Origin of the sequence: Cochlodiniinecator piscidefendens (assembly GCF_011326755.1) — a bacterium.
Lineage (GTDB): Bacteria > Pseudomonadota > Alphaproteobacteria > Rhodobacterales > Rhodobacteraceae > Cochlodiniinecator > Cochlodiniinecator piscidefendens.
Genome location: NZ_JAAOIE010000002.1, coordinates 516,648 through 539,344, shown reverse-complemented (window position 1 = coordinate 539,344; position 22,697 = coordinate 516,648). Strand labels below are relative to the sequence as shown.

Annotated in this window: 22 protein-coding genes and 1 pseudogene; 16 read left to right on the top strand and 7 right to left on the bottom strand. The window is 54.4% G+C overall.

Going from position 1 to position 22,697, the window contains the following annotated elements:
* Position 1: 1 nt before the first annotated feature.
* Entirely contained in the window at positions 2 to 2,380 is a 2,379-nt protein-coding gene (locus G9C99_RS07355) for a 1-deoxy-D-xylulose-5-phosphate synthase N-terminal domain-containing protein (protein ID WP_166416800.1), read from the top strand.
* Between the two features lie 523 nt (positions 2,381 to 2,903).
* On the opposite strand, the gene G9C99_RS07350 is transcribed toward G9C99_RS07355, so the two are convergent.
* Complete coding sequence (locus G9C99_RS07350; RefSeq protein ID WP_166416799.1) at positions 2,904 to 3,167, bottom strand: SemiSWEET family sugar transporter; 264 nt, start codon at positions 3,165 to 3,167, stop codon at positions 2,904 to 2,906.
* 256 nt (positions 3,168 to 3,423) lie between these two features.
* Between G9C99_RS07350 and G9C99_RS07345 the strand changes: the two genes are divergently transcribed.
* The 5 genes from G9C99_RS07345 (at position 3,424) to G9C99_RS07325 (ending at position 7,016) form a co-directional block, all read left to right on the top strand.
* Positions 3,424 to 4,362, top strand: a complete 939-nt coding sequence (locus G9C99_RS07345; RefSeq protein ID WP_166416798.1) for an alpha/beta hydrolase — start codon at positions 3,424 to 3,426, stop codon at positions 4,360 to 4,362.
* A 112-nt stretch (positions 4,363 to 4,474) separates the two neighbouring features.
* The gene (locus G9C99_RS07340) at positions 4,475 to 5,050 is read left to right on the top strand and encodes a hemerythrin domain-containing protein (protein WP_166416797.1); all 576 of its coding nucleotides are present in this window, start codon (positions 4,475 to 4,477) and stop codon (positions 5,048 to 5,050) included.
* A complete protein-coding gene (locus tag G9C99_RS07335) occupies positions 5,037 to 5,489 on the top strand; it encodes an SgcJ/EcaC family oxidoreductase (protein ID WP_166416796.1) in 453 nt (150 codons plus the stop codon). Before G9C99_RS07340 ends, G9C99_RS07335 begins: the two co-directional genes overlap by 14 nt.
* Before the next feature lie 57 nt (positions 5,490 to 5,546).
* Entirely contained in the window at positions 5,547 to 6,530 is a 984-nt protein-coding gene (locus tag G9C99_RS07330) for a glutathione S-transferase family protein (protein ID WP_166416795.1), read from the top strand.
* A gap of 132 nt (positions 6,531 to 6,662) precedes the next feature.
* A complete protein-coding gene (locus G9C99_RS07325) occupies positions 6,663 to 7,016 on the top strand; it encodes a winged helix-turn-helix transcriptional regulator (protein WP_166416794.1) in 354 nt (117 codons plus the stop codon).
* A gap of 475 nt (positions 7,017 to 7,491) precedes the next feature.
* Here the strand turns inward: G9C99_RS07325 and G9C99_RS07320 are convergent, their stop codons facing one another.
* Positions 7,492 to 7,866 carry a hypothetical protein gene (locus G9C99_RS07320; protein ID WP_166416793.1) on the bottom strand — a complete coding sequence of 125 codons (375 nt, stop codon included), beginning with the start codon at positions 7,864 to 7,866 and terminating at the stop codon, positions 7,492 to 7,494.
* Positions 7,866 to 8,903 (bottom strand): uroporphyrinogen decarboxylase, encoded by a 1,038-nt coding sequence (gene hemE, locus G9C99_RS07315; protein ID WP_166417116.1) that lies wholly within the window; start codon positions 8,901 to 8,903, stop codon positions 7,866 to 7,868. The genes G9C99_RS07320 and hemE overlap by 1 nt, the downstream gene beginning before the upstream one ends.
* A gap of 120 nt (positions 8,904 to 9,023) precedes the next feature.
* On the opposite strand from hemE, the gene hemC reads away from it, so the two are divergent.
* The gene (gene hemC, locus G9C99_RS07310; protein ID WP_166416792.1) at positions 9,024 to 9,971 is read left to right on the top strand and encodes a hydroxymethylbilane synthase; all 948 of its coding nucleotides are present in this window, start codon (positions 9,024 to 9,026) and stop codon (positions 9,969 to 9,971) included.
* A 3-nt stretch (positions 9,972 to 9,974) separates the two neighbouring features.
* The gene (locus G9C99_RS07305) at positions 9,975 to 10,478 is read left to right on the top strand and encodes a hypothetical protein (protein ID WP_166416791.1); all 504 of its coding nucleotides are present in this window, start codon (positions 9,975 to 9,977) and stop codon (positions 10,476 to 10,478) included.
* Positions 10,479 to 10,485: 7 nt separating this feature from the next.
* Here the strand turns inward: G9C99_RS07305 and G9C99_RS07300 are convergent, their stop codons facing one another.
* Both G9C99_RS07300 and G9C99_RS07295 read right to left on the bottom strand, forming a co-directional pair.
* On the bottom strand, positions 10,486 to 10,965 hold the full coding sequence (locus tag G9C99_RS07300; RefSeq protein WP_166416790.1) for a GNAT family N-acetyltransferase: 480 nt from the start codon (positions 10,963 to 10,965) through the stop codon (positions 10,486 to 10,488).
* Positions 10,966 to 11,005: 40 nt separating this feature from the next.
* Entirely contained in the window at positions 11,006 to 11,998 is a 993-nt protein-coding gene (locus tag G9C99_RS07295; RefSeq protein ID WP_166416789.1) for a zinc ABC transporter substrate-binding protein, read from the bottom strand.
* A 73-nt stretch (positions 11,999 to 12,071) separates the two neighbouring features.
* Between G9C99_RS07295 and G9C99_RS07290 the strand changes: the two genes are divergently transcribed.
* Genes G9C99_RS07290 through G9C99_RS07280 form a run of 3 tightly spaced genes read left to right on the top strand, consistent with a single transcriptional unit; the run spans position 12,072 to position 14,108 of the window.
* Positions 12,072 to 12,563 carry a Fur family transcriptional regulator gene (locus tag G9C99_RS07290; RefSeq protein ID WP_166416788.1) on the top strand — a complete coding sequence of 164 codons (492 nt, stop codon included), beginning with the start codon at positions 12,072 to 12,074 and terminating at the stop codon, positions 12,561 to 12,563.
* A complete protein-coding gene (locus tag G9C99_RS07285) occupies positions 12,560 to 13,336 on the top strand; it encodes an ATP-binding cassette domain-containing protein (RefSeq protein ID WP_166416787.1) in 777 nt (258 codons plus the stop codon). Before G9C99_RS07290 ends, G9C99_RS07285 begins: the two co-directional genes overlap by 4 nt.
* Positions 13,329 to 14,108: a metal ABC transporter permease gene (locus tag G9C99_RS07280; RefSeq protein WP_166416786.1), complete on the top strand. Its 780-nt coding sequence runs from the start codon at positions 13,329 to 13,331 to the stop codon at positions 14,106 to 14,108. The genes G9C99_RS07285 and G9C99_RS07280 overlap by 8 nt, the downstream gene beginning before the upstream one ends.
* Positions 14,109 to 14,227: 119 nt before the next feature.
* Here G9C99_RS07280 and G9C99_RS07275 read toward each other — a convergent pair whose 3' ends face one another.
* On the bottom strand, positions 14,228 to 15,595 hold the full coding sequence (locus G9C99_RS07275; protein WP_166416785.1) for a sensor histidine kinase: 1,368 nt from the start codon (positions 15,593 to 15,595) through the stop codon (positions 14,228 to 14,230).
* The gene (locus G9C99_RS07270) at positions 15,592 to 16,263 is read right to left on the bottom strand and encodes a response regulator transcription factor (RefSeq protein WP_166416784.1); all 672 of its coding nucleotides are present in this window, start codon (positions 16,261 to 16,263) and stop codon (positions 15,592 to 15,594) included. The genes G9C99_RS07275 and G9C99_RS07270 overlap by 4 nt, the downstream gene beginning before the upstream one ends.
* Positions 16,264 to 16,391: 128 nt before the next feature.
* Between G9C99_RS07270 and G9C99_RS07265 the strand changes: the two are divergent.
* The 5 genes and pseudogenes from G9C99_RS07265 to G9C99_RS07245 all read left to right on the top strand — a co-directional run bounded on the left by G9C99_RS07265 (position 16,392) and on the right by G9C99_RS07245 (position 22,563).
* A pseudogene (locus tag G9C99_RS07265) lies at positions 16,392 to 17,493 on the top strand (tricarboxylate transporter).
* Between the two features lie 75 nt (positions 17,494 to 17,568).
* The gene (locus G9C99_RS07260) at positions 17,569 to 19,596 is read left to right on the top strand and encodes a tripartite tricarboxylate transporter permease (RefSeq protein WP_166416783.1); all 2,028 of its coding nucleotides are present in this window, start codon (positions 17,569 to 17,571) and stop codon (positions 19,594 to 19,596) included.
* Positions 19,593 to 20,675, top strand: coding sequence for a 4-oxalomesaconate tautomerase (locus G9C99_RS07255; RefSeq protein WP_166416782.1), 1,083 nt, complete (start codon positions 19,593 to 19,595; stop codon positions 20,673 to 20,675). Before G9C99_RS07260 ends, G9C99_RS07255 begins: the two co-directional genes overlap by 4 nt.
* A 64-nt stretch (positions 20,676 to 20,739) precedes the next feature.
* Complete coding sequence (locus tag G9C99_RS07250; RefSeq protein ID WP_166416781.1) at positions 20,740 to 21,690, top strand: D-2-hydroxyacid dehydrogenase family protein; 951 nt, start codon at positions 20,740 to 20,742, stop codon at positions 21,688 to 21,690.
* A 51-nt stretch (positions 21,691 to 21,741) separates the two neighbouring features.
* On the top strand, positions 21,742 to 22,563 hold the full coding sequence (locus tag G9C99_RS07245; protein WP_166416780.1) for a universal stress protein: 822 nt from the start codon (positions 21,742 to 21,744) through the stop codon (positions 22,561 to 22,563).
* The last annotated feature ends 134 nt before the right edge of the window (positions 22,564 to 22,697 follow it).

The following is a 22,697-nucleotide window of genomic DNA, read 5'->3' as shown; positions in this document are numbered from 1 at the left end:
CATGCATGATGATCTGAAAACCATTGAGCAACGTTTGCTGTGGCTGTCCCATTGGATGATCCACAACGCAAACCACATTCGCCCGAAAGCAGATGGCATCAAGGTGGGCGGACATCAGGCATCTTCAGCCTCTATGGTTTCGATCATGACCGCGCTGTATTTTCACACATTGCGCTCGGAAGATCGGGTTGCTGTGAAACCCCATGCGTCACCGATATTTCACGCAATTCAATACCTTATGGGGAATCAAACCCGCGAGAAAATGGAAAACTTTCGCGGGCTTGGCGGTGTGCAAAGCTATCCGTCACGCACCAAAGATATCGATGATGTGGATTTCTCAACCGGGTCCGTTGGTCTTGGCGTTGCGATCACGTCATTTGCTTCCATTGTTCAGGATTATGTTCAGGCGAAATCCTGGGGCAAGGATCAGGATATGGGTCGCATGATCGCTCTGGTCGGTGATGCGGAACTGGACGAAGGCAACATTTACGAGGCCTTGCAAGAGGGCTGGAAAAACGACCTGCGCAATTGCTGGTGGGTCATTGATTACAACCGCCAGTCCCTGGATGGTGTTGTGCGCGAAGGCTTGTTTCAGCGTGTTGAAAAGATCTTTGATGCCTTTGGCTGGGATGTTGTCCGCGTCAAATATGGCGCCTTGCAACGTGCGGCCTTTGAAGAACCCGGCGGTGACAAGCTGCGCGACTGGATCGATAACTGCCCCAACCAGCTGTATTCAGCCCTGACCTTTATGGGGGGTGCGGTCTGGCGCGAACGGCTGATGGATACATTGGGGGACCAGGGGGATGTCACCGCGTTGATCGCAAAGCGCAGTGACGCGGAACTGGCTGCTTTGATGGAAAACCTTGGCGGCAATTGCGTAAGCACGATGGCGGATACATTCGCCGCGATTGATCACGACCGCCCCGTTTGTTTTCTGGCTTATACCGTTAAGGGTTGGGGTACACCGATTGCAGGCCATAAAGACAATCATGGCGGGTTGATGAACAAGACGCAGATGGCTGCCTGGCAAAAACATATGGGCGTGGCTGAAGGGAAGGAATGGGACAAATACGCGACCATCACGGACCGTGATGCTTTCGACAATACCCTAAGGAATGCCCAGTTCTTTTCCAAAGGCACACGACGTTATTCTGACGATGTGATTGATGTGCCAGAACTGTCGCTGACAGCGGACCGCGAAATGTCCACGCAGATGGCCTTTGGTAAGATATTGGATGACCTGTCCAAAGGCGACAGCCTGCTTGCCGAACGCATCGTGACCACATCCCCTGATGTAACCGGCACAACTAATCTGGGGCCTTGGGTCAATCGTCGCAAACTGTTTGCGCGCGCCCATCAGGCGGACACATTCAAGGCGGAAAACATCCCGTCCACGGCGAAATGGGAATTCGCCCCGGAAGGTCAGCATATTGAGTTGGGCATCGCTGAGATGAACCTGTTCCTGCTGCTCGCAGCTGCGGGCCTGTCCCATTCTCTATTTGGCAAGCGCCTGATCCCCATCGGCACGGTTTATGATCCCTTTGTTGCCCGCGGTCTCGATGCGCTGAACTATGCCTGCTATCAGGATGCGCGCTTTATGATCGTGGGAACGCCATCCGGCGTGACACTTGCCCCGGAAGGCGGCGCGCATCAATCCATCAACGCCCCTCTCATTGGTATGGCACAGGATGGGCTTGCGTCGTTTGAGCCGGCTTTTGTGGATGAGCTAGCGGTCATCATGGAATGGGGGTTCAGGCACATGCAAAAGGACGGCGAAGGTGATCCGGATGAACGCACCTGGTTGCGGGATGAAACCGGCGGCTCTGTTTATCTGCGTCTGACAACCAACCCGATTGAACAACCGGGAAAGCGCGTGGATGATGACTTTCGTCAGGGGGCCATTGATGGCGCTTATTGGTTGCGCAAGCCTGGCCCAAATTGTGAAGTTGTGATTGCCTATCAGGGGGCTGTTGGATCTGAGGCGATCAAAGCGGCCGGAGCAATTGCACAAGGCCGTCGCGATGTAGGTGTTTTGGCTGTCACATCCGCAGATCGCTTGAACGCAGGCTGGACCGCTGCACAGCGGGCGCGTGCCAATGGTGTGATTGAAGCTCAGGCCCACATCGAAACCTTGCTGGAAGACCTGCCAGCTCACTGCATCGTGATCACAGTGATTGATGGCCACCCGGCGACCCTGTCTTGGCTTGGCTCTGTTCACGGACATAAAACCGTTTCGCATGGGGTTGAACACTTTGGTCAAACCGGATCGATTGCCGATCTATATCGTCATTTCCGTATCGATGCTGAGGCCCTCACACAATCTGCCAGCGAATTGTCATATGGCCGCAAATTTTCTCGCAACACTGCCGTTGCTGACTAAGATTAATGATCCCCTGAAAAGACTTTAAAGATAATCGAACGGCTGCCTTGAGAGAATGGCATAACGCCGAAGCCTTAGTCCACCAACGGGAGCTTTGGGCCGTCCAAGTAACTTTTCAAATGTCATTTTCCTGCTCTAACCCGCCGTTAATGGCTAAAGCCTGTTTGTGATAACTTGAATGTCCGCTCAAGGGAAATCGAGACAAACTTAATGCATCTGCAGTATTCGAATTTGCAAACGCTGCGCCATGGTTACTTTGGGCTGACAGCCGTCGTCGGCAGCTTTGGGCAGATAGTGATCTTTGCAAAGTCGCGCGTTCAGCCCAAAGTGGAAGTTAACCGGTGTTGTATGCTACAGTCTGGTGTTTCTTTAGGAGGTCCCGATGCCCTTGAGGCATAACATCTGTGTTACTCGGAATAACTAGACGTACAATCCGTCCGCACTCTATCGACGCATACTGCTTATCTCAGTAGACCTTTTTAAGTCATCGCAATTGTGATTACATCGTCCTCCGCACCAAATCCTATTGAGAGCGAAATCGGAAAATTGCGATTACAATCGCGCCGACAGCGCAGATAGAGATCAAGTTCCCTAAAATTAGTGGTATTGACCCGATCAAAATACCGTAGATGAACCACAGCGTAATCGTCAAAAGCACCAGTATATTTGCCCAGATCGAAAGGTCTTTGGTCTCCTTCGTCGTCCAAGCCTTAATAGTCTGTGGAATCCAGCAAATTGTACCAATAATTGCGGCCAAATATCCAACGATGTCAGGTAGTGCATGCATGTTGCAAATCCTATGCCGAATAATAATCGTGCTTACTCCTGACCATGCGAGGAAAAATCCGACTCTTCTGAATACAAGCACATGTTACGTAAGATTGGGCAATAGCTAAATTATTTGCCCCGTTAATCATTCGCGCCAATGGTTCCTTAGTATCAAAATAGTGCCTACTTCCTTTCAGCAACCGGACTACCTAGTTTGACATGAAATCGGTTCGAAATGTTTGAGAAACGATGACCGCACATACTAAGGAATGAAAATGGAACGTAGATCATTTTTGAGATTCGCCGGAGTTTCGGCAATAGCAGCAGCGTCAGGTCAAGCTGCCCAAGCTCAGCAAGATTCTGGAAACGAAGTAACCGCCTTCGTGCTGGTTCACGGTTCGTGGCATGGTGGCTGGAGTTGGGAGTTGGTTGCAAAACACTTGAACGATGCGGGGCACATGACAGTGTCTATCGACCTTCCCGGCAACGGTTTGGACGCCGGTATTCCAAGAAGTTTCGAACAACGACCGCTGGATCCGGTAGCTTTTGCTACTGAAGTTTCAAAGTTTGCGTCTATTGAGGCAGACGAATACGCTGATGCCGTCGTCGAGGGGGCCAATCGTGCGATTGCAATGGGCGCAACCAAAGTGATTGCAGTGGGTCACTCTTCGGGCGGTGTGCCTATCACCTTTGCTGCGGCAAAGGAACCTGAAAAATTCCAAGGTCTGCACTACGTTGCGGCGGTCGCGCCAGTTGGTGAAAAGCCGTCTGGTGCATATTTTGCTCTGCCTGCTCAGCAAGAAAAAGCGAAGCTGTGGCCACTTATTTTGGCAGATCCTGCAACAGTTGGCGCATTTCGCGTAGACCCGCGTTCAACTGATCCAGAGTACCTGGCAACCTTCAAGGCAGCTCTTGCGGCCGACGTTGATGACGACCTGCTGAGCTCCGTCAGAAATCTGTTAACACCAGACTCCCCAGCGTCAAAGCACAACCACGTGCCCGAATTTGCCGAAGGTTTCTCAAACATCAAGAAAACCTATGTGCGTTGTACCGAGGACTTTGCCGTTGTGCCAGAAGTTGGCGCAGCAATCGTTGATGACATGAACGCGACCTGGCCGAACTCTCCAACCAACATGGTCGATATTGTTTCTTCACACGAAGTAATGTTCTCAAAGCCAAAGGAACTAGCGGAAATTCTGATCGCAAACGCATGATGCGAGTTTGCTAGCGGAAAGACCCGCCCCAACCTCGGGGCGGGTTTTGTTGTCGTCAAATGTTTTGCCAAGATGCTTACTGCTTTGACGAAGTGTTTGAACTGGGATGGCCATGACTGACATTGACTACCAAGATCCTAAATTTCACCTGTTATCGCGCGGTCGTATTAATGCTGACCTGATTGATGGTTTGTTTCCCATTGAACGAAGCGAATGGGGCAACTACCGACATTTTCAAGAATGGCCGATGCATGTGTTGCGCTTGCACCGCGTCATTTCTGATGCGTGCAATCGACTTATCAAAGGTTTTGAGCGTATTTTGGATGGATCTGAAAGCGGTTCGGAATACCTAATTGCCAACTCGGGCATGGCTCAGCTTGGTCTTGATTTGGTGGCTCATGTACACCACCACCACAATTATGAGGATGTGAATGTGCTCCCCGGCTTTATGGCCCGCTTCCCGCAGCTGACTAATGCAATTGATCTCTTGGAAAAAGACCACGTTTTTCTAAATGATACGTTGTACCAATCCGAAGTTGTTTTTGCCCAACTCCGACGCAAAGGCGCGGGTAAGATGCAAATTGACAAGGCTTTAGAACAGGCAAAAATTCTCTCTAGAATTCTTACTCTTCACACAGAAGACGAAGAAGACGTCCTGATACCGGCGGTGCTTGATGCCTATTCCTGATTTACCTGAAAATGTCCCACGCGCCTTTGTTGCCTATTGGAATGCTCGGAACGCAGCCGGCCTAGCATCTTTGTTTGTAGAAGATGCCGACTTTGTAAACGTCGTCGGGCTTTGGTGGAATAACCGGACTGACATCGAAAAGGCGCACGACTACGGGTTAGGCACATTTTTTCGGCATTCCACAGTTGAGGTCCGGCGCACCAAAGTCCGGCAGATCACCGATGGAATTGCCGTCGTACACGCGCGATGCAAGCTGATTGGGCAAATTGACAAGCAAGGGCAAACGTTGGATCCACGAATAGCCATCATGGTCTTTGTCGTTCAACGCCAGAATGACGGCTGGCACATCCTGACTGCTCAAAACACCGATGTTGTTCAGGGTATGGAAACTAATGCAGCCCGTAGTGGAACTGTCACTTCCCTGAGCTATCGCAAATGATCTGACTAAACAGTTTGGCAAGCCAGCCGAACGGCTAAAGAGTAAGAGGAACTTAAAATGGGTATGTTACAGGACGGAAAATGGGTTGATCAATGGATCGACACCAGTGCTACAAAAGGCAGGTTTGTGCGGAAGGAAACCGATTTTCGCAACTGGATCACCAAAGACGGCGAAGCGGGCCCGACGGGAAACGCAGGCTTCAAAGCAGAAGCTGAGCGATATCATCTTTATGTATCATATGCCTGTCCTTGGGCCCACAGGACTCTGATTTTCAGAGCATTAAAGGGTCTAAAAGACATGATTACCACCTCGGTGGTGCACTGGCATATGGGGGAAAACGGCTGGACTTTTGCGCCCGGCGAAGGAGTGGTCCCTGATAGCATAAACAGATCGGAGTTTCTGTATCAGGTCTATACTACCGCTGAGGGTGGCTATTCTGGTCGCGTCTCAGTACCTGTGCTTTGGGATAAGAAGACCAATTCTATCGTGTCAAACGAGTCTGCTGACATCATCCGTATGTTCAACTCTGAATTTGATGAAATTGGGGCCAAGGAAGGCGACTATTATCCTGAAGAATTGCGTGAAGATATAGATGCCGTGAATACTCGGATCTACGATACGGTCAATAACGGTGTTTACAAAGCCGGTTTCGCAGGTACCCAGGAAGCCTACGAAGAGGCTATTACCCCGTTGTTTGAGACTCTTGATTGGCTGGAAGAACGCCTGAGCACTCAGCGTTATTTATTTGGCAACAGCCAGATTACAGAAGCGGATTGGCGGCTCTTCACAACACTTGTACGGTTTGACCCGGTCTATGTCGGTCATTTCAAATGCAATCTGCGCCGTATTCGAGACTACGTTATGCTTTGGGGCTACGTGCGCGACCTTTATAGTAAACCGGGTGTAGCTGAAACGGTGAACTTTTTTCATATTAAACAACACTACTATGGCAGTCACACTGCACTAAATCCGTCTGGAATCGTACCTTCCGGTCCAACTATTGACTATACGGAAGCACACGGCCGGATTGTCTTCTTCTAAGCGCGTTCTTGAATAAATCGCACGCCACATCCGGGGGGGCGGTTGCGAATTGCAAAAGGTGATTGGCTATTGTGGCCAATCCATTTGGAAACCTGTATTGTCAACCTCAGGTTGGAGAAAATCGAGGCACATATGACGAAAAACGCATCCCCTGCTGAAGACTCCACAGGTTGCCCAGTTGAATTCGCTATCGAAATTATTGGAGGCAAATGGAAATGCCACATCTTAAGTTATCTGGCCACTGGTACAAAACGGTTTGGTGCCTTACGTCGGCACATCCCTGAGATATCTCAGCGTGTGTTAACACAAAAGCTACGCCAGCTCGAAGAAAATGGAGTTGTACACAGAGATGTTTTTGCCTCAGTGCCGCCACACACCGAATATTCATTGACACCTTTGGGACAGTCCTTGCTCCCAGTTTTGGACGCGTTGGAAACTTGGGCGAACAAATACCAGTCAAGTTTGGAGCTTAAGAAGGTGAACTGATGTCGTGACTTAAAGTAGCAGTTAAACTCACGTTTCGAGACGTAATCCAGACGGTCGAACAAGCTATTGATCGTTCGGCATGTAATCTTCTTCAAAGAATTTGTGTTCACCCTGCAAGACAGTCCCCCAAAAGAGAACAAAGAAAGAATGGCATCTTGGTTGTCTGTCTCAGGACAATATCCTAAACAGTGGTCGCCGCTATTTGTGCCATGCGCATTCGCTAATGCCCACACGATTATCCAACCACAAAATAGAATTGAATCTGCTGAATTCGCTACAAGTGATTTTTCGAATATTGTCATTTGAGCGCCCAATGAGAAAGCCCGCTTTGCCCGCGTCAATATACTCCGTGACCCTGAGATGATGCGCTTTCCATTAAGGCCTAGTTAGGGGAGATCGGGTGACTGAACTCTCCTTCTAGAATGGCAGCTTAGGGCTGAGAATAATCGTCCAAATTGGTTCGTGTTGAAACGGATTAAGGCCGCCATGTCCAATAGTAGATGAATTTTTCTTTTGCGGATTTGCCAAATTTGCGCAGGGGGCGGCCTGCTTTGGACGATAGGAATTCACCAAAGGCTTGCATGCCGAAGAACATCGCTGCAAAGGCTAGGAATGTGTGTTTTTGGGAGGATAGGGTTGAGAGGAGGGCGCGTGCGTCTTGTCTGGCATTGTGGTCCTCTGCGGTGCTTGGATCTATCGTGTGAATATAGGTTTCAAGCGCGCGTGCCAATTCCAGTGCGCGTTCGGTTTTCTGAAAATCGCTTGCACTAAAAAAATAGGACAAGCAAAGGCAGATGCCGCAGGTCAGAAGCGCGAAAAGCCCGTTTTTTGTAGAAGGCTCCGGGCGCATTAGCCCCGGATCGCCTCTAGCATCACGTGCACATTGTCGGGATCGGCATCGGGGGTGATGCCGTGGCCGAGGTTAAAGATGTGGGGGCCGTTCTCAAACGCTTTGACGATGGCTTTGGTTTCGTCGCGCAGCTCTTGGCCGCCAGTCACCATATGGCGCGAGGCGAGGTTGCCCTGAACGCAGCCATCCACCTGAACATTTGCCGCACCCCATTCTGGTGAGATAGAGTTATCAAGCGCCACACAGTCCGCGCCCGTCGCTTTGGCAAAGCCGATGTAGCCATTCCCGGCCTCGCGTGGGAAGGCGATGACAGGGGTGTTTGGGTGTTTGGCCTTTAGGGCGGTGATGATTTTTTTGGCGGGTTTTAGCGCGTATTTGGTGAAATCGTCGCCCTTCAGCGAACCTGCCCAGCTGTCAAAGATTTTTACGACCTCTGCGCCGGCTTCGATCTGCATTGACAGGTAATCAATGGTGGCGGCGGTGATGAGGTCTAGCAGGGCCTCAAATGTTGCGGGGTCGGCTTCGCGTAGGGCGTGCGCTGGGCCTTGGTCCGGGGTGCCGCGCCCGGCAATCATATAGGTGGCCACGGTCCAGGGGGCCCCGGCAAAGCCGATGAGCGTGGTTTCACGCGGCAATTCAGAGGCGAGGATTTTCACGGTCTCATAAATCGGGTTCAGGGTTTCGTGGATGGTGTCCACGGGTTTGAGCGCCTTTAGGTCGTCGGGGGTGGTGATGGTCGAAAGGCGCGGCCCTTCGCCAGTGACAAACCAAAGGTCCGCCCCAAGCGCCTGTGGGATCAGCAAAATATCCGCAAAGAGAATCGCAGCGTCGAAATTATAGCGGCGGATCGGTTGCAGCGTGACTTCGGCGGCGAGGTCTGGATTGTAGCACAGCGATAGGAAATCGCCCGCTTTGGCACGTGTGGCGCGGTATTCTGGCAAATAGCGCCCCGCCTGACGCATCATCCACACCGGGGGCACCGCCTGTTTTTCACCTGCGAGGGCCTTGAGGATGGTTTTGGATGCGGGATTGGTCACAGGTTTTGTCACGGGCGTTCCTTTGCTTTGGGGTGTTCGTCCCAAGAGTGCGGCGCGATGTCAAGGTGACCTGTGCAAAATGGGCGTTGTCAGGGCGAATTGCCACGCGTAATACGGGGTATGACATTGAACCTTCCGACCCCGACCGAACCTCTTAAGATTGGCACGCGCGGCTCACCGCTCGCTTTGGCGCAGGCGTATGAAACGCGTGATCGTTTGGCGGCGGCGTTTGATCTGCCGCAGGACGCCTTTGCGATTAAGGTGATCAAAACCACGGGCGACCGGGTTTTGGATCGTCCGCTTAAGGAAATCGGCGGAAAAGGTCTGTTCACCAAAGAGATTGAGGAAGACCTGCTGTCGGGCGCGATTGATATTGCGGTGCATTCGATGAAGGACATGCCTGTAGATCAGCCTGAGGGTCTGCTGTTGGACTGTTATCTGCCGCGCGAAGATGTGCGCGATGCGTTTGTGTCTTTTGCAGTGGATGGCCTGGCGGGGCTTGCGCCGGGGTCTGTTGTTGGCACATCTAGCCTGCGCCGCCGCGCGCAGTTGAAATATCGCCGCCCTGATTTGGAAGTTGTCGAATTTCGCGGCAATGTGCAGACCCGTTTGCGCAAATTAAACGAAGGCGTGGCAGTGGCGACGTTTTTGGCGATGGCGGGGCTAAACCGCTTAGCGATGGCGGATGTGCCGAAAACGCCGGTGTCTGAAGATGACATGCTGCCCGCCGTGGCGCAGGGCGCTATCGGGATTGAACGACGCGCGGATGATGCGCGGATGGCTGAAATGCTATCGGCCATTCACCACGTTGAAACGGGTCAACGGCTCGCGGCAGAGCGGGCGTTTTTGCGTGCGCTTGACGGATCATGCGAAACACCGATTGCCGGGCTTGCGATGTTGGACGGTGATCAAATTCATCTGCGCGGTGAAATCCTACGCCCTGATGGGTCCGAGGCCATCGCAGACGCGATTTCCTGCCCGATTGCCGATGGTGCAGTTTTGGGGCGTGAATTAGGTGAGCGGCTACAAGCGATTGCCCCTGAAGGGTTTTTTGACTGGCGAGGGTAGAGTGTGAGTAAGGTTTTGGGTGATTTAGTATTTGTTTTGACCGTTGGGTTGGGCATGCTAATAGTCGGGCCATCAAATAGACCTGCAATGGCGCAAGACGAGCGCGAGATGCTGAATCCTATCGATTGTCTGAAGGCAATTGAACCACTGAATCTTACATATCGTTCGCACCTGCAAACGCAGTGTTTGGCTATTGCGGCGAACAGCTGTGACAGACCTGATGAGACGCTTGAAAGTAGCGGAGCATGTTTGGCGGAAATGAGCATGGGGTTACGCGACTATTACTCTCAGCTGCGACCGCTGTTACCTGAGCAAATAGAAGGTACGGGTTTTGGGCCGCTCTGGTACCCAAGAGGCGTGGCGGCTGTTGACGAAGTCTTCTCAGATCTTTCTTATTGTGCAAATTTTGCTGGGTTTGAACTTCGATTCTGTGAATTTATGGCGTTGGGGTCAAGTATGGCTATGCTTTTCCATCGCGCCCGTCAGGCTGATGTTTCGTTGCCGTAGTTGACGGCTAGATAGGCTCGAACCGCTTTGAAACAGCGATGTCTGTAGTGTTGTAATCGGTGAAACCGAGGGCGCTATAGTATCCTTGGCCTAGGGTGTTTTCCAGACGGATGGTTGCGTCGATGGTGGTGACGCTTGCTTGCTTGGCCATATCGTTGGTCACGGCAAACATTTTACGACCGATCCCGGATTTATGGGTGTTTGGTGCGACAAATGTTGCGATGATGGCCCAATCGAGCGGGAGCGTGTCAGCGCTGGTGGCGTCTGGATCGCTCCACTCAAGCGATTGAAATCCGATAACGGTTCCGTCCACTTCGGCCACCACACAGCTGATTTTAGTTTTAAGCGCGACAAAGCGGGTCATTATGCCTGCTTCATCAAATGGGGTCTTAAAGGCGGTGGTGCCCCCAATTTCGATGATCTCATTCAAAATGCGCATCATTGCTGCGGCATCTTTGGCGGTTGCTTGGCGAATGAGAACGGTCATGGGGGCACCTTTGGTTATGAAGTCAAAGGATTTATGGCGTTCAGTTTTGCGCTGTGCAAGTCTGGATTGTGTCAGCTATGTTGCGGATCAAGGTTGTGTAGAGTTCCGGGCCCGCAGGGATCAATGCACCGGTCGGGTCTAGCGTACCGATGGTGACGGGTTGGCCTTCGAATACAGTTTCCAATAGGCTTGGGTCGTGCTGTGGTTCCGCAAAGGCACAGGTGATGTTTTCTGCGGCAATCAAGGCTTGGAGCTCGGCAATATGCGCCGCCCCGGGGCGTGCTGCATCGCCCTCAGCAACAGCACCCGCGATATGAACGCCAAAGCGGTCTGCAAAATGACCAAAGGCATCGTGCTGCACGATGATTGGGGTATCCGGGAATTGACCGATGTCCAAAATCAGTTGATTGAGCTCAGCGACTGCGGTTTCGGCATTCTGTGTGTAGGTCGCGCTGTTGGCTGGGTCTAGCGCGCTGATACGGTCAGCAATCAGCGGGAGCCATTCAACAGCTTCGGCTGGATCAAGCCAAGCATGGGGGTCTTCGCCATCGTGGTGGTGATGGCCACCTGCGTCCGCTGCTTCATGATGATCTTCGTCTTCATGATCGCTGTGCTCATCATTGTGTCCTTCGGCATGCTCGTCGTGCCCATCTTCTTCATCGTGATGACCTTCGTCGTGATGATCTTCTGTTTCGGAATGCTCTTCTTCGTGAGCATCGCCAAGCAACGCGAAATGTTCACCCGTGCCAATCCGGTCAATCGCCTGATCCAGCCATGGGGTGAGTGCGGGGCCAACCCATACGATCAGATCAGCGGATTGCAGGTCTTGGGCTTGTGAGGGGCGCAGTTGAAAGCTGTGGGGATCTGCGCCTTGGTCCAGCAATAGCTCTGGGGTTCCCAGATCACCCATGACTTGACTGACCAGTGAATGGATTGGGGCTATGTCTGTGACGACATGTGGCACTTGTGCTGCAGCGGGGAAGGCGGCAGGCAGGCCGCAAAAAAGCGGGAAAACAAAGTTGCGCAGTGTCATGAGGAGTCCTTGTAGCTGAGTTGCAAATGATATAACATTACACGTGATAATATAACAATACCGGAAATCACAAATGTCAGAGCCAAAGCAGATGTCAGCCTTTTCGCGTCACGATCACGGCACATGTGTTGCTGGGGCAATGCGCAACGCAGAAAACGTTGCTGCGCAAAAAGGACTGCGTCTGACACCGGTACGTCGTCGTGCGCTTGAATTGCTGCTAGAAGCCCACAAAGCGCTGGGGGCCTATGAGGTTCTGGATCGATTGAAGGAGGATGGCTTTGGCAGCCAGCCGCCAGTTGCATATCGCGCATTGGAATTTTTGGTCGAACATGGATTTGCCCACCGGATCAGACGGTTAAATGCGTTTGCTGCTTGCATGCATCCAGATCACGCGCATCGGCCTGTTTTTTTCATATGTGGGTCGTGTTCGACTGTTGCTGAAAGCATGGAAGTCGCAGTGCAGGATTCTGTTTCCAAAGAAGCTGGCAAGCTAGGGTTCGTTGTGGAACGGATGAACTTAGAGGTTCTCGGAACTTGTCCGAGTTGCCAAGGAGCCACTGCGTGAGCTTAATCGCGGCGCAAGACCTGAGTGTTGGCTATGGTGGCGATGCGGTTTTGCGAAATGTAAATTTTGCCATTGATACGAACGAAATCGTTACGATTGTTGGACCAAATGGGTCTGGGAAATCGACGCTTATTCGTGCGTTGCTTGGCGGATTGATTCCAAGCAAGGGGCAGGTGAAGCGAACACCGGGGCTACGTATCGGATATGTGCCGCAAAAGCTGGCAATTGATGCAACGATGCCAATGAGCGTTGGGCGGTTTTTATCGCTTCCTAAACGGCAGTCAGCGCAGCGTCAGGCAGATGTGTTGGAACGTGTTGGGGTACCACATGTCGCCAAACAACAACTGTCAGCTTTGTCGGGTGGGCAGTTCCAACGGGTTTTATTGGCGCGGGCTTTGCTAAGTGATCCGCAGCTTTTGGTGTTGGATGAACCAACGCAAGGGTTGGATCAGCCCGGTGTCGCTGGATTTTATCGCCTTATAGAAGAGGTCCGCGACGATATTGGATGTGGTGTGTTGATGGTCAGCCATGATCTGCATGTTGTGATGGCGACGTCGGATCGGGTGATTTGCCTGAATGGCCATATTTGTTGCGAAGGCACGCCAACGGTTGTGTCAGCTGCCCCAGAATACCGGGCATTGTTTGGTATGGGGACGCGGGGCGCGTTTGCGCTTTATCAACACGCGCACGACCACAATCACGACGAAGGGTGCACGCATGATCATTCTCATGACCACGCGCATCACGCCCAAAAGGAAACCACCGATGCTTGATGATTTCTTTGTGCGCGCGCTACTGGCGGGTGTGGGGGTTGCCTGTGCGACCGGCCCATTGGGGAGCTTTGTCGTTTGGCGGCGCATGGCTTATTTTGGTGATGCGGTGGCCCATGCGGCGATTTTGGGCGTTGCGCTGGCGATCGCCAGCAATCTGCCGATTGCGCTTGGGACATTGATCACTGCACTGGCGATGGGATTGGTGGTGAGCGCGCTGACCGAACGCGGCCACGCGATGGATTCCGTTTTGGGTGTATTGGCACACGGGGCCTTGGCGCTGGGCTTGGTTGCGATCAGCTTTGTCCCCGGTGTGCGCGTTGATTTATCGGCGTTTTTGTTTGGCGATATTCTGGCGGTGGGGAAATCTGATCTGCTGGTGATCTGGGGTGGGGCCGCGTTGATCTGTGCTTTGCTGGCATGGCGGTGGTCGGCGCTGATCACGGTGACGCTGAACGTGGATTTGGCCCATGCCTCCGGGATCAACCCAAAACGCGAAGCGCTGGTTTTGACGCTCGCCCTCGCGGTGGTTGTGGCACTGGCGATCAAAGTGGTGGGGGCGTTGTTAATCGCAGCGCTGCTGATCATCCCCGCCGTCACCGCACGCAGTTTTTCCCGCACGCCTGAGGTTATGGCAATAGGTGCTGTGGGGATTGGAGCGCTGGCATCAATCCTTGGGCTCCATGCCTCATTGCAGTTCGACACCCCGGCCGGGCCGAGCATTGTGGTGGCTGGTGGAGTGCTGTTTGTGCTGAGTTTGATGTGGCGGCGGTGAATGGCTGGTTTGAGCCCACCTCGATAAATGCTGCGTTGTGCACAAATGGCAGCTTTCGGAAAAAAGTGTCTGAGGAATCGAGAGAGATCATTTCGGCAGAGATTTGTCTGTGCCGGGTGCTAGCATGAGCTCGCCATCGGCAAAATAATCCGTACCAAGAGACCCGGATTGCAATTTGAAAGATCCAAACGCCCACCGTGAGCCTCTGCGACAGCATTTGCGATGGGCAAACCCAGACCGCTGCCAGAGCCGGGGATGGCCTGACCGAACCGAGACAGCGCTGTTTCGAATTCCTTTGCCTCAACGCCTTTGCCATCATCGCAGACAGTAATGATGGCATGGTGGCTTTCCGCTTTAAGTTGCACACGGACTTCCGTCAGCTGCCCTCCGCCATGGGAAAAAGCGTTTGTCACGAGGTTTTCGATGGCTTGCTCAAGTAGCAGCGCATCGGCACGCACAAAGGCCGGGCCGGGATCTGTCATTTGCTGCAACCGTACATCGCGGATCGTAGCTTCGCGCTGCAAACGTGTGACGATGCTAGCCAGTGTCGAAGTTATGTTCACAACCGGCAGGTTTTCGAAGGAAGGGGCAGAGCGCGCTCGTTCAAAGGCCAAAAGGTCTTCGGACAGCTTGGCAGCATGTGAGGCAGCTTCGACAAGATCGGCACTTCGGGTTTTGAAATCCGCCTCCGTTTTTGAAGTTGCGACAGCTTCTGACAGGGCCAGCACACCCGCGATAGGGTTGCGCAATTGATGAGCGGCATCAGAAATGAAGCTGTCTTTAGCGCGGATTGTCGCTGACATTTCCGACAGCAACTCGTTAAGTCGGCCAACGACGCCTTTGACCTCTTCGGGGATCGCCCGCTTGATCGTGGTCAGATCCTGCGCAGAACGGCGTTCGATGGCACGCTCAAGGTCCAACAGTGGGCGAAGCCCGACCCGCACGCCGAACCAGACGATGAAGGCAACTGCGGCGACAAGAGTGGCCATGACGGCATAAGTGCGTTGCGACAGGCTTTGAACAAATCCATCCCGCAATGACAGGTTTTGCCAAACAGTGAAGGTGAATTGGCCCGCCAGCCCGTCAATTTCCAGGTGTTCTGAATACCGGACCGCTCTCACCGAATGCCCGAGATACCGTGCGTCGAAGTATATATAAGCCTCGGCTCCGAGATCTCCGGGGGGAACAGGCGGTGTCGCGTAACCTGTGACGAAAACACCATCGGGGGCATAGACATGGTAGAAAACCGGCCCGCCCGAGGTATTACGTAGCAGATCACGCGTTTCCTGGCTCAGAGCGTCGCCGCCGCTGATGGCGGTGTCACGGGAAATACTCAGGGCGGTGACCAGCAGGGATCGGTCAAACCGGTCGGCAGCACGGGCCTGGGCATCATTGGCCGCCCAAAATGCAACGGCGGCCGAGATCAGCAGAAGCGGGATGAGAATGATGATTGTGAGCCGCAGGCGAAGCGAAAAGCCCCGTGTCATCGGTCAGACTCTGACATTGCATAGCCAATGCCGCGTCGCACGGAGATATCCACGTCGAAAGCCTTGAGCCGTTTGCGCAGGCGAGAAACATAAACCTCCACAACCGACTCGTCGACATCGCTGCCGGTTCCGTACAAGGCGTCAAGCAACGCCTGTTTTGACACGAAGCGGCCATTTGCCGTTAGCAGCGTCTCGAACAGCGAAACCTCTCTACGTGGTACAGAAAGATCACCATCAGGGCCAAAAAGGGCACGCGCAACCGGATCGAACTTGAGCGGCCCGATGCTCAGCAAACCCGGGTCTACCCATTGCGGTCGTCGGCTCAGGGCGCGAATGCGTGCGCTAAGTTCATCCAATTCAAACGGTTTTGAGATGTAGTCATCAGCGCCTGCATCAAGGCCAACCACTTTGTCGCTGATTTCAGACTGCGCCGTGAGCATCAGAACCGGGCGGTTGTCTCCTCTGGCGCGCATGGCTGCCAAAACCTCAAGCCCGCTTAGCCCCGGAAGTTTGATGTCGAGAATAACGAGGTCACCACCATCGTCACGCAGGAAGAGATCAGCCTCAGTTCCGTCATGAATAAGGTCGACAGCATGCCCTTCGTCCTGAAGACGGTAAGCGATGCCTTTCGCGACCGAAACATTGTCCTCTATTATGACGATGCGCATGAAGTTTTTTTTCCGATGAAAGGTTCATGAAAGAATGGCACTGAATGTTGCCCGTATCAAGTCGGCTCTGTTGGGCTGATAGTGAAAGACACGCAGGGTTGGGAGACCCTGTTTTCTGGGAGGAAAACATGAACATATTCTGCAAGCGCTCAGCAGCGCTTCTCGCCACTGTTTCGACCATTGGTCTTGCATCGCCCGCTTTGGCGGACGACCATGGTCTCGATCTTTCCGGGGAAACCGTAGAGTGGATCATTCCATTCTCGGAAACCGGTGGCTCGGCGCGTTGGGCCAATTTCTACGCACCACTTTTGAGCGAAGCATTGCCCGGCAACCCGACCGTTGTCGTGACCTTCATGCCTGGCGCGGGATCCACTCGGGGGGGCCAACCACTTCCAGGGGGTGGAATATGATGACGGAACCACGATCTTCGGATCTTCCGGCTCCACCCAGTTCCCATACCTGCTGAATGACCCGAGGGTGCGCTATGAATACGGGGACTGGAACGTGGTTTTGGCCTCCGGCACTGGCGGCGTAGCCTATCTTCCAGCCGATCTTGCGGCAGCGCTTGAGGCTGGAGGCGTGGAAGCGCTGTTGGAGGAGAATTTCATTTACGGAAGCCAGGGCGCAACCCGGCTTGATCTTGTGCCACTTCTTGCGTGGGAGTTGCTGGGCCTCAACGTGGAGCCTGTCTTCGGCATCGAAGGCCGGGGCGATGGGCGCCTGATGTTCGAACGCGGCGAAGCGAATATCGATTACCAGACCTCGTCCTCATACTTGTCCGGCGTGGCGCCACTTGTCGAAGCCGGAACGGCCGTTCCGTGGTTCTCCTTCGGAGCGCTAGATGCCGATGGCAACCTCGTTCGCGATCCCACATTCCCGGATATGCCGAGCTTCGCGGAAGTGTGCGAGGCCGCGCCGAGCTGTGAGACGAGCGGACCGGCCTGGGATGCTTGGGTCGCCTTCTTCACGGCTGGCTTCCCAGCCCAGAAGATGGTGTTCTTGCCTGCAGGCGCACCACAGGAAGCGATCGACACTTATTCTGCTGCCTTCCGGGCCATCACCGAACGGGATGATTTCGCAGAGATCTCTCAGGCCCGCCTGGGCGTCTATCCTCAGATGACAAGCGAGGCAGCCCAGGTCGCGCTGGAAGGCGCCACCAATGTGCCGGAAGAGGCGCAAACATATGTGATCGAGTGGCTCGCAGATCGCTACGGCGTCGTGCTGCAGTAATCTCCTCTCCTCCCCCTGCGGCCTCGGGCTGTGGGGGCAATTTGCCCAATAAATTCTGAAAGACAGGAGTCCGTCATGGAACTCTTCGCTACCGCTATGCCTGCGCTTGGCGACGCATTCGGCATGATCCTAAACCCCATTGTTTTAGGTTATCTGGTGCTCGGCGTCGTGATGGGGCTTTGTATCGGAGTTTTCCCCGGTCTCGGCGGGATTGCGGGCCTGTCGCTTTTGTTACCGTTTATGTACGGGATGGAGCCCCTTTTGGGGCTCGCGTTGATGGTCGGCATGGTGGCGGTGGTGCCAACATCTGACACCTTTGCCAGCGTGCTGATGGGCATACCCGGGTCATCGGCAAGCCAGGCAACCGTGCTTGACGGTTTCCCGCTGGCCAAAAAAGGCCAGGCCGCCCGAGCTTTGTCAGCGGCCTTCTCCTCATCGCTATTTGGCGGGCTTCTCGGCGCTACCTTTCTGACATTTTTCATTCTGGCGGCCCGGCCCATCGTGCTCGCGTTTCAGACGCCGGAGCTGCTGATGGTCACGATTTTCGGGCTCTCCATGGTGGGCATTCTGGCCGGTCGGGTCGCCATCAAGGGAATTGTTGCCGCCTGTCTAGGTCTTCTGATCGGAACCATCGGCGAAGGCGCAGCCTCGGGAGAGCTGCGTATGGCCTCCTACGATCTGCCTTATCTAGTGGACGGGTTCAAATTGGTGATCGTCGGCCTGGCGATATTCGCTGTGCCGGAAATCATTGCGCTCCTGCGGCAGGACAAAGCGATTTCGGATCGCCAGGTTTTGGGTGGCGGCTGGCTGACCGGCGTGCAGGATTGGTGGGCTAATAAATGGCTTTCGGTACGCTGTTCCCTGATTGGTGTGGCCGTTGGCGTGATCCCTGGGCTCGGTGGCTCCGTGGTGGACTGGATCGCCTATGGCCACGCGGTGCAAACCTCCAAAGACAAATCTCAATTCGGATCCGGAGATATCCGGGGCATTGTAGGCCCCGAAAGCTCCAACAATGCCAAAGAAGGCGGCGGTCTGGTCCCGACGCTCCTCTTCGGTATTCCCGGCTCCGGTTCGATGGCGATCTTCATCTCTGGTGTTGCACTTCTTGGAACCGGCCAGATCGAGGTTGGCCCCTCGATGATCAACAACAACCTCAACTTCACCTATGCCATCGTCTGGCTTCTGGCGCTGGCCAATGTCGTCGGAACGCTGATTTGCATCGGTGCGGCAGGCGGAATTGCACGGCTCACGAACATCCGCTTCGCGCTGCTGGCCCCGTTCCTGTTCATGATCATCGCCTTCGCAGCCTTCCAGTCGCGCCAATCGATCTGGGATCTTGTCGCCCTCTTCGGCATAGGGCTTCTCGGTATTCTCATGCGCCGGTTCGACTGGTCGCGCCCCGCTTTCCTGATCGGCTTCGTGCTGTCGGCACCCGCCGAGCGCTACACGAACCAGGCCTATCAGATCGCAAGCTCGCGCTTTCGCAGGAGCTTCGAAGAAGGGCTCGACTATGTCTTCAGCCCGATTGTGATCGTCCTGATCATCATCACGTTGCTTTCAGTCATCCTTGGCCTGCGACAGGCGAAAAATATCCAGGCTGAGGGCGATGTGAATTCAGGTGGCAAGCGTGCACCGTTAGTATTTCTGTTGGCGATCACGGCTTATATTGCCATTGCCTATACCGATGCCTCGATGATCCCCGACTACGCGCGAACTGACCGGGTTTTCCCTGTCTTCGTTGCGACCATCGGATTGATCGGCTGCGCGCTTTTGCTGCTAAAGATGCGGCTGAAGCCCGAAACTGACCCGCTTTTTGCCGATCGGGAGGTCGAGGATCGTGACAGCAATGCCTACGGCCTTTGGGCGACGCTGGCCTGGTTTGGCGGGCTTCTCATCCTGACGGCGATTCTTGGCTTCATCCTGGCGCTGGCGGTATTCCTGCTCTGCTTCATCCGCTATCGCGCGGGTAAATCCTGGGGATATGCAACGCTCTACACCGGTGCCGGGATCGCTTTCATTTGCGCGATGGCTGCGACGCTCAACCGCGACTTCCCGCCGGGCGTGCTGCAATCCTACTTTGATCTTCCCTGGCCGCTGACATGACACAAACGGACATTCCCTTCTGGTTCATGCGCGGAGGTACGTCTCGCGGACCGTATTTCAAGCGCAGTGATCTTCCTGATGATCTTGAAACCCTGGCGCGCGTGCTGGTTGCCACTATCGGCTCGGGCCATCCTCTGAATATCGACGGGATCGGCGGCGGCAACGCGGTCACGACCAAGGTTGCGATGCTGTCACGCTCGGAGGACAGTAACGCAGATGTTGACTACTTCTTTGCACAGGTTGGCGTTGAGGATGGTCAGGTCGATTTCAAGCCGACCTGCGGAAACATCCTGTCCGGCGTTGGTCCGGCGGCCATCGAGATGGGCCTGGTTGAGCCAACTGGTGAGACGACGGCGATTCGTATCCGCGCAGTAAATACTGGTGCGCAGGTCGAAGCCAAAGTGCAAACGCCGGATGGTGGTGTGCGATACGATGGCACTACAAAAATTGACGGCGTGCCCGGAAACGCCGCGCCTGTTGGCTTGCAATTCATGGGGACGGTTGGCGGAGCCACTGGAGCGTTTCTACCCACGGGCAATCGCATCGACATATTCGACAGCGTCGAAGCGACCTGCATGGATGTTGCCATGCCGATGGTGATCGCACGGGCGGAAGATATTGGCGTGACCGGATATGAAACAGTCAGCGAGTTGAACGAAAACAAAGCTCTCTTTTCACGGATGGAAGCAGTTCGGCGCCTCGCGGGGCGGGCGATGGGCATGGGTGACGTTTCTCGGTCGGTCACTCCGAAATTCGGTCTTCTGGCCCGCCCACGTGCTGGTGGTACAATCGCGACTCGTTATTTCATGCCATGGGCGGCCCACCCGACCATGGCCGTGACCGGCGCTCAATGCCTCGCATCCTGTGTGCTGACCCCTGGGACGGTGGCTGAAGGCCTTTGTACGGCTCCGTCAGAAAGCCCTGCGCCGATCGTATTGGAGCACCCGAGCGGATCCATCGATGTGGTTGTGGATTTCGAGCGAAACGGGGGGGATATCACCATCCGGTCCGCCGGGCTGGTGCGCACCGCCCGCCTTCTGGCGCGGGGCGACGTCATGATCCCACCCGGTGTGATTTGATCAACGTTCGCCATTCAGACCGAATACGTGCTGCGCGCTTAATCTGGAAAGGCAATGAAACCCAATGAAGGTTCATATCCTTGATGACTGGTTCGATACGCTGCGCGGCCTGCCTTGCTTTTCAAAGCTGGCATCGCATGAGGTTACGATCTGGTCCGATCATGTGCCGAACTCGGCGAAACTCGCCACGCGGGTGGCGGAGTGCCTTGTGCTGTTTCGGGAGAGGACCGCCATATCGAGAAATCTTCTTGAAAAGCTTCCGAACCTGCGCCTGATTTCGCAGCGCAGTGTCTATCCGCATGTCGACGTGGCGGCCTGCAGCGAACACGGCGTGCTCCTATGCTCGAACATGCATAGCGACACACCCTCCTACGCAGCCGCTGAGATGACCCTGGCCCTGATGCTCGCCAGCTACCGGCAGATCCCTAAGCAGGTGGCGTCGATCCGGGTCGGGAAATGGCAGGCTGGGGTTGGAAGAACAATGCGGGGTCGGACGCTTGGTCTCTACGGATATGGTCGCATTGCAAAAGCCGTTGCGGGCTATGCCGAAGCACTTGGGCTGCATGTGCAATGGTGGGCTTTCGAGGCCGGCCGTGCGCGCGTTCGAGCGGATGGTGCGTGCCTCGCAAAGGACCGAGCGGTGTTTTTTGCCAGCTCTGATATCGTCAGTCTTCATGTTCGGTTGAAGCCAGAGACCCGTGGAATCGTTACTGCCGATGACCTCGCCCAAATGGCGCCGCGAAGCCTGCTTGTGAACACCTCAAGGGCGGGGCTGATCGCACCGGGTGCGCTCGAGGAGGAAATCGCCAAATGGCGTATTTTTGTGGCTGTTGACGTATTCGATCAAGAGCCGCTGACAGACATTTCGCACCCGCAGGTCTTGCCGACTCCACATCTGGGTTACGTAACCAAAGACGAATTTGACCTACAATTCAGTGACATATTCGACCAGATCAACGCCTATGCGAGCGGCAATCCTATCCACATGATCAACCCGGAAGTCTGGCGCCCATAGGCCTTCCTTGGCTTGCCACGAACCTCCGGCCCAAAATGCAGGGAGCAACCAATGAGCATCAAGTCCATCCTGTGCGCCTATAGTGGCGATCCGTCCAAAGGCAGCGGTCTGCGCCATGCTGGCCGGCTTGCCAAACGCCACGGCGCACATCTGACAGGCGTCGCCAAAAGAGGTGGCATCGGGTTTCTCCATCGTCAACTACCCGCGCATCTCCCTGGACAGGTCATCGCGCAGCTCGACGCAAATGGCCAAAAAACCATGGCAGATACAAAGGCGCGGTTTCTGGAAATGGCGGTTGAAGAAGGCTTGGGAGATCGCGCCGAATTCGTCGAGCTTGACCCAAAGGCAAACGGTCCTATTGCTTCCTTCGCTCGGACCTTCGACCTGGTCGTGATCGGTCATCATCTAGGTGCGGTCTATGAAGATGACTACGCATCCAATCCCGATCTGATCGCTTTGCGCAGTGGCCGACCGGTCCTCGTTGTTCCAGAAAGGCATGAAGTACCGGAGTCCTCTGTCGCCGACGTTCTTGTCGCCTGGGACGGGAAACGTGCCGCAACATGCGCGGTTGCTGCGGCCATGCCGATCTTAAAGCAGGGCGCGAAAGTAGCTCTGCTATCGGTGTCCCGAACACCCCGCAATACGGATTGGCTGGTGCAGACCCTGTCTAAGCATAGGGTCGTGGCGACGGCTGTCACGGTTGATCAGAACGGCAGTGTCGCGGAAACGGTCTTGGCCTATTCCAAGTCCAAAGAGGTCAACCTGATCGTTATGGGCGCCTTTGAACACAGTAAGTTTTCCCACGACATTGTTGGTGGCGCTACGACGGATGTTCTGAGGGAAACGCAGGTGCCTGTGCTATTGGCGCATTGAAAATTGGGCAATTGCGTCAATCTGTTGAAGGAGCCTTCGGAGAAACGATATCGACAACCGCATGAGTACATAGTGAATTTGCGCTGCTCCACGAAGCCTTTGTCAATTGACGATCAAATGCAAAATTTAAACGC